Annotated in this window: 12 protein-coding genes, 1 pseudogene and 2 riboswitches; of the genes and pseudogenes, 9 read left to right on the top strand and 4 right to left on the bottom strand. The window is 46.8% G+C overall.

Annotated elements, in window-relative coordinates; translation table 11 throughout:
* Positions 1–1,200: ATP-binding protein (locus V6C93_RS28600; RefSeq protein WP_333480069.1), on the bottom strand; the 1,200-nt coding region annotated here is incomplete at its 3' end.
* 202 nt (positions 1,201–1,402) lie between these two features.
* On the opposite strand from V6C93_RS28600, the gene V6C93_RS28595 reads away from it, so the two are divergent.
* Positions 1,403–1,540, top strand: coding sequence for a DUF3095 family protein (locus tag V6C93_RS28595; RefSeq protein ID WP_333480068.1), 138 nt, complete (start codon positions 1,403–1,405; stop codon positions 1,538–1,540).
* A gap of 260 nt (positions 1,541–1,800) precedes the next feature.
* Here V6C93_RS28595 and V6C93_RS28590 read toward each other — a convergent pair whose 3' ends face one another.
* Together V6C93_RS28590 and V6C93_RS28585 are read right to left on the bottom strand one after the other, a co-directional pair.
* A complete protein-coding gene (locus tag V6C93_RS28590) occupies positions 1,801–3,354 on the bottom strand; it encodes a sodium:solute symporter family transporter (protein ID WP_333480067.1) in 1,554 nt (517 codons plus the stop codon).
* 3 nt (positions 3,355–3,357) lie between these two features.
* The gene (locus tag V6C93_RS28585; protein WP_333480066.1) at positions 3,358–3,660 is read right to left on the bottom strand and encodes a DUF485 domain-containing protein; all 303 of its coding nucleotides are present in this window, start codon (positions 3,658–3,660) and stop codon (positions 3,358–3,360) included.
* A gap of 306 nt (positions 3,661–3,966) precedes the next feature.
* Here V6C93_RS28585 and V6C93_RS28580 point away from each other — a divergent pair, with 306 nt between their 5' ends.
* The 8 genes from V6C93_RS28580 to V6C93_RS28545 all read left to right on the top strand — a co-directional run bounded on the left by V6C93_RS28580 (position 3,967) and on the right by V6C93_RS28545 (position 13,756).
* Positions 3,967–5,073, top strand: a complete 1,107-nt coding sequence (locus V6C93_RS28580) for a YihY/virulence factor BrkB family protein (protein ID WP_333480065.1) — start codon at positions 3,967–3,969, stop codon at positions 5,071–5,073.
* Between the two features lie 129 nt (positions 5,074–5,202).
* The gene (locus V6C93_RS28575; RefSeq protein ID WP_333480064.1) at positions 5,203–6,987 is read left to right on the top strand and encodes an OmpA family protein; all 1,785 of its coding nucleotides are present in this window, start codon (positions 5,203–5,205) and stop codon (positions 6,985–6,987) included.
* A 160-nt stretch (positions 6,988–7,147) separates the two neighbouring features.
* Positions 7,148–7,305, top strand: a riboswitch (cyclic di-AMP (ydaO/yuaA leader).
* A 95-nt stretch (positions 7,306–7,400) separates the two neighbouring features.
* Positions 7,401–8,252 (top strand): nitrate ABC transporter permease, encoded by an 852-nt coding sequence (gene ntrB / locus V6C93_RS28570; RefSeq protein ID WP_333480063.1) that lies wholly within the window; start codon positions 7,401–7,403, stop codon positions 8,250–8,252.
* 169 nt (positions 8,253–8,421) lie between these two features.
* On the top strand, positions 8,422–9,843 hold the full coding sequence (locus V6C93_RS28565; protein WP_333480062.1) for an ABC transporter substrate-binding protein: 1,422 nt from the start codon (positions 8,422–8,424) through the stop codon (positions 9,841–9,843).
* Positions 9,844–9,973: 130 nt separating this feature from the next.
* The gene (locus tag V6C93_RS28560) at positions 9,974–10,813 is read left to right on the top strand and encodes an ABC transporter ATP-binding protein (protein WP_333480061.1); all 840 of its coding nucleotides are present in this window, start codon (positions 9,974–9,976) and stop codon (positions 10,811–10,813) included.
* 56 nt (positions 10,814–10,869) lie between these two features.
* Positions 10,870–10,988: riboswitch (cyclic di-AMP (ydaO/yuaA leader) on the top strand.
* Between the two features lie 174 nt (positions 10,989–11,162).
* Positions 11,163–11,879, top strand: coding sequence for a universal stress protein (locus tag V6C93_RS28555; RefSeq protein WP_333480060.1), 717 nt, complete (start codon positions 11,163–11,165; stop codon positions 11,877–11,879).
* Between the two features lie 911 nt (positions 11,880–12,790).
* Complete coding sequence (locus V6C93_RS28550; RefSeq protein WP_414644297.1) at positions 12,791–13,489, top strand: universal stress protein; 699 nt, start codon at positions 12,791–12,793, stop codon at positions 13,487–13,489.
* A 36-nt stretch (positions 13,490–13,525) separates the two neighbouring features.
* Positions 13,526–13,756 carry a hypothetical protein gene (locus V6C93_RS28545; protein WP_333480058.1) on the top strand — a complete coding sequence of 77 codons (231 nt, stop codon included), beginning with the start codon at positions 13,526–13,528 and terminating at the stop codon, positions 13,754–13,756.
* On the opposite strand, the pseudogene V6C93_RS28540 reads toward V6C93_RS28545, so the two are convergent.
* A pseudogene (locus V6C93_RS28540) lies at positions 13,753–14,092 on the bottom strand (hypothetical protein); the annotation flags it as partial. The gene V6C93_RS28545 and the pseudogene V6C93_RS28540 sit on opposite strands and share 4 nt — an antisense overlap.

Here is a 14,092-nt window from a genome sequence, read left to right as displayed (position 1 = left end):
ACTAGGGTCGAGCAGCACGCCTTCTGGGTCAAAAACAAACTCTTCCGGGATGCTAGGTGGTTCTTGCTCCTGTTCTTGGTCTTCCTCTTCTTCTTTCTCCTCCTCTTCCTCCTGTTCTTGTTGAGAATCATCTTGAGGGGGTGGGGGAGGAGGGGGTGGTTGCTGTTCTTCAGGTGGCGTCTGAATTTGGGTGGCGCGAGGCACAATCACCAATTCTACGGCACGGCGCAAATCGTCAGCGATCGCATTCTGCCGCCCATCTAAAGCGGCACAGGCTTTGGCTACTCTCAGAGCAAACAGTTCTGCCCGATGTCCTTGTACACCACCTCGAATTGCTTCATCAACGAGATAGGCAATTTGGTCATGACTGACGTTTACCTCTTTGAGCCACTCTCGCGCTAGGATGATTTGGGTTTTCAGGTCGTCCGTGTCTGCGTTGTACTGTTCAAGAAATGCTTGGGCAGATTTGGCAAATGCGATCGCTTGAGCCACTGCCTCAACACGCTGATCTAATGACAAAACCCCATCCGCCGAAAGCGTAATCGCAATTCTATCTAATAAATGTTCCCGCAGTGGCCCCTCTTCCGGGTTATAAGTGGCAATCAACAGGGGTTTGCAGGGATGCTGAAAACTAATCCCCTCTCGCTCAATGATGTTGCGCCCTTCCGCTAAGACACTCAGCAGTTGATTGGCAATTTGGTCATCAAGCAGGTTAATCTCATCTACATACAAGACGCCCCGATGTGCCTGCGCCAGCAAACCGGGCTGAAACACCGTCTCCCCCTGCTTCACCGACTGCTCCACATCCACCGAACCCAAAAGCCGATCTTCGGTTACCCCAAGGGGAATTTGCACGAAGGGGGCGGGGATGATTTCAGTGGGGAGTTCGCCAATGGTAGAAACAGGAGTTGCCTCATCTTTCCCCGATAGATACTGAGCCAACAGATAGTCATCCCACTCGTTCGGGTAACGGGGATCGCAGTTACAAATCGAATCTTTCACCACTTCGATGGGTGGGAGCAAGGCGTGGAGGGCGCGTGCCATCACGGATTTAGCAGTTCCCCGTCGCCCCGCGATCGCAACTCCTCCCAGTCCAGGGTCAACCGCCGCTAATAGCAGCGCGAGTTTAATGGCTTCTTGTCCAACAACAGCCGTTAGGGGGAAGGTAGAGACAGTAGAGGAGATAGTAGGCGCAGGCATTAGTTCAATCTTGGCGAGTCCATGTTTTCGGCAGCCCAATCCCTACAAGAAATTGTCATGCCAAAACCGTTGTCAGTGATGCGGAACTCATTGTACTCAAGCTGAAGCTTACAATGAGACTCATTTTAATCAAGCTTATTGTATCAGTTAGGGTGCTGTTCCGTGAGTCAAAAATGCGACTCAGCTCCAAGATCGACTCAAGATGTTCATCGATACCTTTTATCTCAAGTTACCCACTCTAGAGGATTTCATTGAAATTACAAATTTTCTCGATTTTTTCTGTTTACCTCCTGATTGGTACATGGTGATTAATGATATCCGAGGTTCGACAATTGGGTAGATATAGAGATGTCAATATTTTAGGAGTTCCCTCAATTATTGCTGTCTTAAATCGAGCTAAACATCCAGAAATTACTTTGATGATATTTGGATGAAATGGAGCTTCGTTACTCATCCCGCCTGCACTGTTTTCTGAAGTTAAACAGGCATGATTAGCCACTGGGAAAAATCAAGTCGAATAGCCAACTAAAAAAAATATAAATTATGTGAATTACAAACCGTAAGGGCACAACATTGTCGTACCCCTACAGGATTTAGCCATTAAGAAGGGAGGATGTCTTCAGCAACTGGCCCCATGTGGATTTGATGCTCCACTTCAGCAAACTTCTGTTGTGCTAATCTTTCAGGCGCAAGCAACGAAACGACAATCCCCACAATAAAGGAGAGCGGAATTGTGATTAATCCCGGATTCTTGAGGGGGAAGATTGCGTCAGAATGTTTAAGGACATCGATCTGAATCGCTGGAGATAAATAAATTAGCACGAGTGCTAAGATTGTCCCCACCAGCATACTCGCTACTGCGCCGTTGGTTGTGAAACGCCGCCAGAGCATGGAAAGGATGAGGGCTGGGAAGTTGGCACTTGCTGCGATCGCAAACGCTAAACCAACCATGTAAGCTACATTTTGCCCCTTGAAGACGATGCCCAAAATGATGGCTAGAATACCCAGCAAGAGTGTTGCACCACGAGCCACTTTAAATTGCTCGGAGTCGTTGGCATGACCGCCACGCACTACATTAACCCACAAATCATGTGACAATGCGGCGGCTCCAGACAGGGTTAGCCCAGCCACAACGGCTAGAATCGTAGCGAAAGAAACCGCTGCAATAAAACCCAAGAAAGCATTCCCACCCAATACTTCGGCTAACATTGGGGCTGCCATATTGCCGCCTTTGTCAATTTTTATGATATCCGCTTGACCCACCAGCACCATTGCCCCAAAGCCGAGGATGAAGGTGAGCAGGTAAAAGAAACCAATAAACGCGGTTGCGTAGGTTACAGAGTTGCGGGCTGTTTTCGCGTCTGGCACCGTGTAGAAGCGCATCAATATATGAGGTAATCCTGCCGTGCCGAACATCAGCGACATCCCTAAGGAAATCGCATTCCAAGGGTCGGATACCAGTTTGCCAGGGCCGAGGACACTGGCTTTATATTTAACTGCGGCAGCATCAAACAGTGCCAGTGGGTTCATGCCAAATTTGGCAAGTACCATAATCGACAGCAAGACAGTCCCGCCTAGCAACAAAATCGCCTTGATAATCTGCACCCAAGTTGTTGCAATCATGCCGCCGAAAATTACGTAAGCTAGCATCACTCCGCCGACAATCAGCACGGCTAAATCGTAATCTATCCCGAACAGCAGCTTAATCAGGTTGCCTGCGCCTACCATCTGGGCAATCAAGTAAAAGGTGATGACTGCCAAGGTACCAATGGCAGCAGCGATGCGTACTGGTGTTTGGCGCAAGCGATAAGCTACCACATCGGCAAAGGTGTATTTGCCCAGATTGCGTAGTGGCTCAGCAATCAGGAACATAACAATGGGCCAACCGACGAGGAAGCCGATGGAGTAAATCAATCCATCAAAACCGTTGAGTGCCACCAATCCAGCAATCCCCAAGAAGCTGGCAGCACTCATAAAGTCACCGGCAAGGGCGAGCCCGTTTTGCAATCCGGTAATATTACCCCCAGCTGCATAGAAATGGGATGTGGTTGTAGTCCGCTTTGCTGCCCAATACGTAATCCCCAGCGAGATGGCAACGAAAAGGAAGAAAAACGCGATCGCTAATGGATTAAACTGTCCAAGACTCGTATTCATGGTTTACTTCCTCGTGAGTTGAGCGATTTTCTCGTCGTATTGGGTATTCGCCCAGCGCACGTACACATAAATCAGTACCCAGGCTGACACAATCACCAATGCACCCAGCAAGATGCCCAAGCTGAGTCCTGGCAGCAGCAATGTCCCCATCAGGGGTTTGTCGAAGGCAATCAGTAGAATAAAGCCGAAGTAAATGATCATCATTGCTCCTGTGAGCAACAAAGACACACGCCATCGTTCAGCAGCAAGGGCTGCGATGAGCGCTTCGCGCTCCGCCGAAGGCATCGCCTTTGCACGTTCGTCCATGCATTTCTCCTTTGGGAAATGAGTACTCAAACCCTTTTCTAAATCTGCATTTAAAAATACAGATTTAGATGGTACTATCCCACCAGATAGATAGACAATGCCCAATATATTGTGTTAAGAATTTGCTGAACGTTTCTACGAGTCTTAGGTGGCGATAGCGATAGCGAGCTTGTGAGCGTCGGTACGAGAGTCAGCGCAAATCGCCACTGCTGTTGATTTCTAACTTTGGAATCTTGTAACTCAAAATCCCAAACTCAACACTTGAAGAAGTAGCGCCATGCCGCGCTTTCTTAGGAATGGTGAGTTATGAAGCCCAAAGTTATTGTAGAACTACTAAAAGAAACCTTTCAGGAATGGCAAGAAGATAAAGCTTCACGGCTGGCAGCAGCTTTAGCCTATTACACCGCCTTCTCGATCGCACCTTTACTCGTGATTGCCATTGCGATCGCCGCGATCGTCTTCGGTGAACAGGCGGCTCAAGGTCAGATTGCCACGCAACTTGGAACCTTAGTCGGCAAAGAGGCCGCAGAAGCGATTCAGGCTCTGCTGGTGAGTAGTTCTCGCCAGTCAGGACAGGGAATCATTGCCACCGTAATCAGCATAGCACTCCTCTTTTTCGGTGCTTCCAATATCTTTACCCAGCTCCAAGACTCCCTCAACACCATTTGGGAAGTCGCTCCCAAGCCGGGACGCGGGATTAAGGGTATCGTCAAAGACCGCATTTTATCCTTTGGCATGGTACTCGGCATTGGCTTTCTACTGCTCGTTTCACTCATTTTGAGCACAGTTTTAGCAACACTGGGTAACTATGTGGGCGGTATCATGCCCGGTCTTCACTTCCTTTGGTCAATCCTTAACTTTTTCCTCTCCTTCGGGGTTATAACGCTGCTATTTGCCTTGATGTTTAAATTCCTGCCTGATGCCAAAATAACTTGGGGAGATGTGGGGATTGGTGCGGTCATCACCGCCCTACTTTTTACAATTGGCAAGACTCTAATTAGCTTATATCTGGGCAATAGCGGCGTTGGGTCAACTTACGGAGCAGCTGGCTCTCTTGTGGTACTCCTGTTGTGGGTGAATTATTCTGCCCAAATTTTGTTCTTTGGTGCTGAATTTACCCAAGTTTACGCCAATAAATACGGCTCTCGGATTGTCCCAGCTAAGAATGCCGTACCCGTAACAGAGGAAGCTAGGGCGCAACAAGGCATACCCCGCACCAGAGACATCGAAGCCGCAGCCGCTCGTGACCAAACTAGCAGGACTGTAGCAGTTGACAAGCCTGCTCTACAGCCATCCCATCACAAATCTAAGAGAAATCCTGCTGCCACTGTGCTCGGTGGACTGATCGGTATCTCTCAGTCGCTTACCCGTCTGCTCCCAACAAAAGGTAGGAAGAAAAATCGCCTGAAATAAGGTCTAATGGTTGTAATGTGACCCATGATTCTGGACTTTTTGATGTAACCTTTCAGAAAGTAGAATAGCTACAGCTAGATGAGGTTACTTAGCCATAAAATCCAATTGTAAATCAGGGGATTATGAGACATGAGTGACTATTCCAACCATGAAGTCGGCAATGAGAACCCAAACAATCATCATTCTCCAGACCCTGATCAGTTGGCTCAACTCCGCGGTGTTATCCTCGGTTTTGACGAAAGCAAACTTGACAAACTGTATGAGCGATTGGATAACCCAAACCTTCAGGCAGAGGATATAAGCCGATTGCTTCCAGAAGCCGTTATCATTCGCTCGATGCAAGATAAACAGCTTAGCGAAGCAATAGTCCCCACCATTGAAGAAGCCATCCACTTTTCTGTTAAAAAAGACTTGAATATTCTTGCCGATGCCCTTTTTCCTATAATCGGGCCAGCGACACGGAAGGCTATTTCCACAGCCCTTCAGACGATGATGCAATCCTTCAATCAAACAATTGAACATAGTTTGTCGCCACAAAGCTTTAAGTGGCGACTAGAAGCCTTACAAACAGGAAAATCATTTGCTGAAGTTGTTCTTCTGCGCACACTTGTGTACCGGGTTGAGCAAGTCTTCCTCATTCACAGAACCACAGGATTAATGCTGCAACATCTGGTAGGAGAAGCGGCGGTTGTTCAAGACGCGGATTTAGTTTCAGCTATGTTGACGGCTATCCAGAATTTTGTTCAAGACTCTTTCCCCGTAGAAGCAGGTGATACATTTGAAACATGGCAATTTGGAGAACTCACCCTTTGGATTGAACAGACTCCTCGGGCGATATTAGCTGGCCTGATTCGGGGGCACCCCCCAAAAGAATTAAAGCTAGTCTTTAAAGAAACGATTGAAAAAATCAACCTGAAGTTTAGCAGTGCCCTTCATTCTTTTGATGGCGATTTGTCAGTATTTGAAGCCAGCCGATCTGATCTTGAAGCTTGCCTTCAATCTCAGTATAAAGTCAAACAAGAACAGCAATATCGTTATGTATGGGCTTTAGGAAGCGCACTAGCGATCGCTCTAGGGATTTGGAGCTTTTTTTCTATTAGAGACAACCGCCGCTGGGAAGCTTATCTGAAAAAACTGAACGCCGAGCCTGGGATTACGGTGATAAATGCCCAGAAACGTCTTGGTAAATATTTTATCTCAGGGTTGCATGATCCATTGGCAGCCGATCCTATCAGGATGATCAAACAAGCCAATGTTAACCCAAATGCAGTCATCAGTCGATGGGAGCCTTACCTCTCACTCGATGCAAAAATAATCGAAAAAAGAGCAGAGGAGTTGCTACAAGCGCCTAAAACAGTGGCGTTGAGAGTCGATGAAAACCGTATTCTCTATGCTACGGGTTACGCTTCTCATGAATGGATTATTGAAACCCGAAAAAGGGCACGATTCATTCCTGGAATTACTCAATTTCAGGACAATCTTACAGAGACGGATTTAAAAGAATTTGAGTCTTTAAAAGAACAGATTGAGAAACAAGTCCTCTATTTTAGTAAAGGTTCTACAGAACTTGAACCCGGTCAGGATGCTACCTTACAGACGCTCGTCAGTCAAATTCAAAAACTCCTAGATTCCGCCTATTCTTTAGATAGAGATATTCAGATTAAAATTTTAGGGCACACAGACAAGGCAGGCTCAAAAGAGGCAAATCTTAGACTAAGCCAAGCGCGTGCTCAGGCTGTTATATCTACTCTTGTATCTCAAGGAATCAACACTACTTATGTTTCTGCCGAGGTGGTAAACCCCAATGAACTTTTGCCTAATGAGCTGACGCAACAGGATGGAGGATTGAATCGCCGTGTCTCTTTTAAAGTAATTCTGACTGATTCCCCCAACAGAGCCACTGCCAACCCCTGAATCAAAAACGAAGTCTGCCGAGTGGGTGCCTGCCTTATTACCTTATTAACAGCACAGCTCCAGGCAATGTCAACTATTTCTTGGGAAAGAGAAACAAAATTGAAAAGCTATGGTATAGTTTTGCATTAACTAGAGTAAGTCAGCCTAATCCAGCGGCTCACCAGGGTAGTAACCCAAACAATCGGTAAAGCTGGAGCGGAGGAACCAATATTTGGGGCGTATCTCTAAACTCTGTTTCGTTTTGTAAGCAGAAGTAGAGAAGGACATCTCTCAGTCCTAGCCCGTCAGCTAACTTCGTCGGCACTGAGAGGAGACTGAAGAGTCAGCATTCTTTGTAATGTCTCGATCTCGTCAGTATCCTGGCTGGTACTGCTCAGGTTGTTTGTACCTGATATTGACAGGAGGCATTGCAAATGGTATTCCAGCTAAATTTGGCTGCGATCCTCACAGTTGCGGCTCAGTCGTCTTGGAAAAAAGCACGACCATTAATTGTCCGAGATGCTGTCTTATTCCCAGCGATTGGGTTTGCAGGAGTTCTCTTGCTGTGGTGGTTTGCTGCCACCTTCTTAAGCGAGTTAATGCCCACCCCGCTTCAAGCACTGATTGATAGCGCAGAATACGCAAACCCTTTCTTTCGCAAAGGCCCTGGTAACTTAGGACTCGGTTGGTTATTATTGGCAAGCTTAAGGCGCGTGTTACTGGGATTTCTCCTTGGCGCTGCGGTGGCGATTCCCTTGGGGTTTCTCATTGGCATGTCCAGAGAAGCCATGCTGATTTTCAATCCCTTGGTGCAAATTTTTAAACCCGTATCCCCTTTGGCTTGGTTGCCGATCGCACTGGCAATCTTTAACCTAGCAGAACCCTCGGCAATATTTGTCATCTTTATCACCTCGTTGTGGCCCACGATTATTAACACGGCTCTCGGCGTATCCAGCATTAACAAAGATTATTTGGATGTAGCACGAGTGCTGGAAATGCCCCGTTGGCGACGAGTTACAAAAATTATTTGGCCTGCGAGTTTACCCTACATCTTCACCGGGTTACGCATCAGCTTAGGGATTGCTTGGCTGGTTATTGTTGCTGTGGAAATGCTCACCGGTGGTATCGGCATTGGCTTCTTCGTGTGGGACCAATGGAACCGCTTAAATTTGAGTTCGGTGTTTTTGGCAGTGGTTGTGATTGGCGTAACCGGCCTAGTTCTTGACTATGCCTTGGGCCAATTTCAAGCTTGGGTGACTCGTCGCCCAGTTCAAGCTTCTCGCTAAAGCTTTCAGAGCAACTGACAATGGATTAGCTTCAGCTACGAGGGTAGCTGATTCATCTTGCGACTACTAATCAACAACAACTGAGCAAGGGAGAGCGGGAGAATCCTTCAACTTACTCCCCAGGATTATCAATAAACTATCACCCCATCCCCAATCCCCTAATACCGCCATGAATTCTTTGAATCGACGAAGATTTCTGCAACAAGCAGGCGCATCGGCAGCAGGATTGGCCTTATCCTCTTGTGCCATCAAGGGCGTTACTGCACCCGATCAACTCTCCGCAGCAGCCTTAGCCTTAGAACCCGTTGTAGACCCCAGAACCCTAGAAAAACCCAATCTTACCGTTGGGTATGTGCCCGTTAATGATTGTGCACCGTTTGCGATCGCCTGGGAAAAAGGCTTCTTCCGCAAATACGGACTCAATGTTAAACTCAGCCGCGAAGCAAGCTGGGCCAACTCTCGCGATGGCGTTATTTTTGGGCGTCTCGATGCCGCACCTGTGGTTTCTGGGGCAGTTACTAACGCCAGAATCGGTGCTGAAGGTGCCCGCCATGCGCCCCTTTGTGCAGCGATGACGATTCATCGGCACGGCAACTCCATGACCATGAACAAAAAAATGTGGAACTATGGCGTCCGTCCGTGGCGAGACTACAACGGCAACTTAGAAGAATTTGGCAAGGATTTCCGAGGCTTCTTTGACAGCCAACCCCCAGAACAACGTATTTGGGCAGTTGTCTTAAGTTCTGCCATCTACGAATATTTTGTTCGCTACTTATCTGCCGCCGCAGGTGTCAATCCCTCAGACGAGTTTCGGGTGATCATCATTCCACCACCCCAGATGGTGAATAACGTGCGGATTGGGGCAATGCAAGCCTACATGGTGGCAGAACCCTGGAATACGCGAGCCATCACAGGTAACGAGGGGGTAGGCTTTACGTTTGCCCAAGGGAAAGAACTCTGGTACGGACACCCAGATAGACTCCTAGGGGTCATGGAATCCTTCATCAAGGAAAACCCCAAAACCTACCGCAGCCTGGTCAAAGCGATGATTGAAGCTTGCCAGTATTGCAGTGACCCCAAAAACCGCCCTGAAGTCGCCAAATTAATCACAAGCCCCTCTTATACAGGTTCTAAACCGAAGAAAAAGGGTGCCCCAGTTGATAAGTTTACGCGACCAGCCATTGTTGGGGAATACAACTACGGCGGCTTTGACAACCAAAAGCGCATAGATGAAGACCCATACACCACCATTTTCTTTGACTTACCCCCTAAACTTGCAAAAATTCCAGGAGACCACTCCACATTTTTGTGGCAATCGGAAAGTATCTGGTTAATGACCCAGGCAGCCCGTTGGGGACAAATTCCTGAATTTCCCAAAGATGCAGAAAAAAAGGCACGAGAAGGCTGGAAAACAGACCTCTATCGAGAGATTGCTACTGAAATGGGTATTCAATGTCCCAAAGACGATTACAAAGTTGAACCCGCCGAAGTCTTTATTGACAACAAAGCGTTTGACCCGAGTGATCCAGTTGGCTATCTCAAAAGCTTTGAAATCCATGCCAATAGCCCCAAACACTTTTATCTGTCTTAGGTAAAAGCGTTAGCAGGTTAACAGGTTCCAGGTTGCAGGTTAACCAATTACAACCAACCTTCAACCTTCAACCTTCAACCTCAACCATCCAACCTTCAACTATTCAACCTTCAACCTTCAACCCCTTCCTATGACTAAATCTAGTTCTTTCCCCACCAAAGGCAATTCTGCCACTCTCAACGGCACAAAATTTCTCGAAATTGACAATGTTGTCAAATCTTATCCCAGTGCAGATGGCGGTGAACTGGTTATTTTAGATGGGATTAACCTCACCATTGGTGAAGATGAATATATCTCTGTAATTGGTCACTCTGGCTGCGGTAAATCCACGTTGCTCAAAATTGTCGCTGGGTTGGAAAAACCCACGTCCGGAATGGTGCGATTAGAGGGTAAAGAGATTCGTAAGCCGGGTTCAGAGCGGATGATGGTGTTTCAGCAATATTCGCTGCTGCCGTGGCTGACAGTCCAAGAAAATGTTCGGTTGGCTGTGGATGAAGTGTTTAAAAAAGCTTCTCCAGTTGAGAAAAAACAGATAGTCAGCGAACATTTGGCAATGGTGAATTTAACCCAAGCCGCTAATAAATACCCCGATGAACTTTCTGGTGGGATGAAACAACGGGTGGGAATTGCTAGAGCCTTGGCGATTCGCCCCAAAATGTTACTGATGGATGAACCGTTTGGGGCACTCGATGCCCTGACGCGCCGCAAATTGCAGAAACAGGTACTCGACATTTGGGAAAGTCATCGACAGGCAGTGATGATGATTACTCATGATGTGGATGAGGCCATTTATATGTCCGATCGCATTGTGATGATGACGAATGGCCCCCATGCTAAAATTGGGGAAATTTTAGAGGTACCTTTTCCACATCCGCGCGATCGCCAAGCAATACGGGAATCTAAGGAGTACTATGAACTACGTAACCACGCTCTGAACTTCTTAGATCAAAACTTCAGCCAAGACGAGTAGATCGCATCAGCCTTAGTTTATTTATTGAGTGGGTAGCCTAATCTAATCCCGGCTGGAAATTAAAGTCAGTCTGGATGAGAGCGGAGGAACCAATTTTTGGGGCTAATCTCCAGCGCGAGAGAGACACCTTCCAGTCTTAGCCCGTCAGCTAACTCCGTCGGCAATGGGAGGAACACCAAGACGTGGCTTTCATAGCATTTGTCTTTGGAGTTTCCTAACGAATATCACCCGAAAGGATGAAGGATAAAAAATTTCATAGTTTCTTAGTTTATACTTCATCCTTTAATCGTGATATGCGTTCCTGACCCACCTCTCATTCGTTACTTGTTTTTTTAGAGAGGTTAAAGCTGTGAATATAAAGCCAATGTTAGTGCGTCTTGAAGGCGCAATGAATCGAAATGACTTAATGGAACAAATGGTACTGTTGCCTGAGCCAGCTTCAACCGCTTCCAAATGGGCTAACTCTACCAAATCAGTTAACTTAGTCGTTGGCTATAACGCCTCACCCAGTAGTCAAACGGCTCTAGATTTGACGATGTGGATTGCCCATCAAACACGTTTAGCGACTCAAAAGCTAGTTACGGTTCAAGTTGTCTATGTTATAGATGAAGTTCAAAACAGTAAGTTTCCAGATGTGTTCAACTTCGCTGATGTAAGCCGCTCATCCATCCATTCACGTCCATCAGGATTTCCAGAAGCATTGGCTTCAACAAAGTCTGCTACATCGGTCTTAACTAAACCAAAACAGCAGGCATTAGCTGTAGCTCAAGAGAGGAAATCGGTAAAAAGATGCAACCCCAAGGCAACAGGCAACCGATCGGATCGGTTTGAGCAAGCCGACTATATTTTATGGCAAGCACGCTGTTTGGCTGAAGAATGGCGTGGTTCCTTTAAAGCTCATCTCCGGTTTGGTGACGTGGCTGCCGAATTAAGAAATGTTGTGGAATCAGAAGCAGCGACGCTATTATTCTTAGGCTGTAATTCTGTCAATCACCCTATTGTCCATAAATTAGGTTCTAATTTCCCCTGTTCGGTACTGGGGGTTCCCACCGGGTTGAGTTTGTGAGAGAGTTCCCTCCTCTTTGTTACATATTGATAAGGGAGAATATTTGGTAGCTTAAGTTACTTTTTTCACCCCTAAAGGGGGCTTGGGGCGATTCCTTGATCGGTGTTCTAGGGTGCTTTTTCCCCTCTCGGCGATCGCCAAAAATGACAGGAGTTAGTTAAGGATTGTGAACTTGGCAACAAACCTTAAACGGCCTGTGAGTCTTAGAGTAGCGTGATGGTTAATCATAATTTAGACGTGATTCTGTGCTTGCGACACATTGGGGTGCTATGGACAAAATAACTGATTAGGTCTACTCTCTTACAGAAGGGTTACCTGTCAGATGAGAATTACCTCTGACGACGTATGAATTCTCGATGAATGAGCGATGAATTCTCGATGAAGCTTTCTACCTATCAGACACAGCTAGATGATCACCACTAACCCCAGTGTTAAAATTGGGGAAGTATTAGAGGTACCTTTTCCGCATCCGTGCGATCACCAGGAACTACGCGAATCAAAAAATCTTTTGAATTGCGTAACTACACTCGGAATTTCCCGGATCGCATTTAAACCAAGACGAAGAGAACATTACAAATTGTTAATTTAACTTATGGAGTGGGCAGCCTAATCTAATTCAGGGGGACAGTCAAAACTTGTTAACCTTGGCTTTTGAGCGGAAAAACCAATTTTCGGCGTAAGTTCTAGCGTGAGAGAGACACCTTACCAGGCCAAGCCTGTCAGCTAAGTTTGTCAGTATCTGGAAGGGAAACTAAGACTTTGGCTTTTATAGCACTTGTCGTTCAAGCCTCCTTAGGGATATCACTCATTTCTTGGACACATTTGGACACATATTGGTATCCGTTGCTGACCCACCTCTCATCTGTTACTTGTTGTCTTTAAGAGAGATTCAAGCTGTGAACATCAAGCCAATATTAGTACGTCTTGAAGGCGCAATGAATCGAAATGACTTAATGGAGCAAATGGTTTTGCTGCCTGAACCAGCAAATCATGCTTCCAAAGAGGATGGTTCTAGCCCAGCACTCAACTTTGTTGTCGGCTATAATGCCTCCCCCAGAAGTCAAACGGCTCTGGATTTGACAATGTGGATTGCCCATCAAACACGTTTAGCAACTCAACAGCAAGTAACTGTTCAAGTTGTCTATGTCGTCGATGAAAAGCAAAGTAGTCCGTGTCCAAATGTCTTCAACGTTGCTGATGTCAGTAGCTCATCAATCTATCGACTGCCGTTAAAGTCTTTCAATTCATGTGAGCCACGAAATTCTATCACATCCGTTTTAACGAAACCAAGCCCTCAGGAACAAAAAGTCAGCTCAAAGGTATCATCGAAAAAGTCACGCCGCGCCAAAGCCACGTCTTCTCAAGCGGACTGGTTTGAGCAAGCCGATCGGATTTTATGGCAAGCTCGCTGTATGGCGGAAGAATGGCGGGGTTCCTTCAAGGCTCATCTGCGGTTTGGTGACATTACAAGCGAGTTGAGGGCCGTTGTTGAAGCTGAAGCCGCGACTCTCCTTTTCTTAGGTTGTCATTCCGTTGAGCACCCTCTAGTCGAGAAATTAAGCTCTGATTTTCCCTGTGCGGTGCTGGGTATTCCCAGGAATTGCGTTTAGTACAGGCGTGAACTCCCTGCTCAGCCGTCCAGTCTATTGAAAGACTCAGAAGCTATCCTTCGAGAGACGCGATTACGATTAATCGCGTCTTTCGTGTTACATGGGCAGCGGAGCTTGGCTACAGGCACGATATGCGATCGCTTCCTCTTCATCAGGCTGGATCAGGAGCGATCGCGCATCGTAACGAGGTTATTGCTTCTTGCCAATGCTGACAAGTTGGAGGGTGAGTTAGCGATCGCGAGTGTGGTTAAACCGTGGTCGAACTAATTTGAATATTTCACAGTGCGAAGATGGCAGCCAACATAACCGATAATCATCTGTCGTTGCTCATTAGGGAAGAAATAAATCCGCCAACCAAAAGACAACTTAGCGTGCCAACTAAATATTCGCTCGTTACCATCAGGGCAAAGAAAAGTTCTTTCTTTGCGGTACTTGGGATTCTGAAGTGTGACCTGGCTTTCTGGAGAAACATGCCTAAGGCTCTTTGGCTCAAAAGCCTCATCTGTCCAAATCTTGCAGTAGTCTTCAAGCTCTGATAGTCGATTTTTAACAAACTGCAACATCGGGTTATCAGCGCCAAGGCTCTGCAATTGCCCACCTACA

Source organism: Allocoleopsis sp., assembly GCF_036703385.1.
GTDB lineage: Bacteria > Cyanobacteriota > Cyanobacteriia > Cyanobacteriales > Coleofasciculaceae > Allocoleopsis.
This window is presented reverse-complemented; position numbering and strand designations above follow the sequence as displayed.

What these genes read in the sequence shown, in the direction of transcription:
- V6C93_RS28595 (WP_333480068.1), top strand. Translation starts at nt 1,403, where the DNA reads ATGTTCATCGATACCTTTTATCTCAAGTTACCCACTCTAGAGGATTTC.
- V6C93_RS28560 (WP_333480061.1), top strand. Translation starts at nt 9,974, where the DNA reads ATGACTAAATCTAGTTCTTTCCCCACCAAAGGCAATTCTGCCACTCTC.
- ntrB (WP_333480063.1), top strand. Translation starts at nt 7,401, where the DNA reads ATGGTATTCCAGCTAAATTTGGCTGCGATCCTCACAGTTGCGGCTCAG.
- V6C93_RS28575 (WP_333480064.1), top strand. Translation starts at nt 5,203, where the DNA reads ATGAGTGACTATTCCAACCATGAAGTCGGCAATGAGAACCCAAACAAT.
- V6C93_RS28585 (WP_333480066.1), bottom strand. Translation starts at nt 3,660, where the DNA reads ATGGACGAACGTGCAAAGGCGATGCCTTCGGCGGAGCGCGAAGCGCTC.
- V6C93_RS28580 (WP_333480065.1), top strand. Translation starts at nt 3,967, where the DNA reads ATGAAGCCCAAAGTTATTGTAGAACTACTAAAAGAAACCTTTCAGGAA.
- V6C93_RS28565 (WP_333480062.1), top strand. Translation starts at nt 8,422, where the DNA reads ATGAATTCTTTGAATCGACGAAGATTTCTGCAACAAGCAGGCGCATCG.
- V6C93_RS28590 (WP_333480067.1), bottom strand. Translation starts at nt 3,354, where the DNA reads ATGAATACGAGTCTTGGACAGTTTAATCCATTAGCGATCGCGTTTTTC.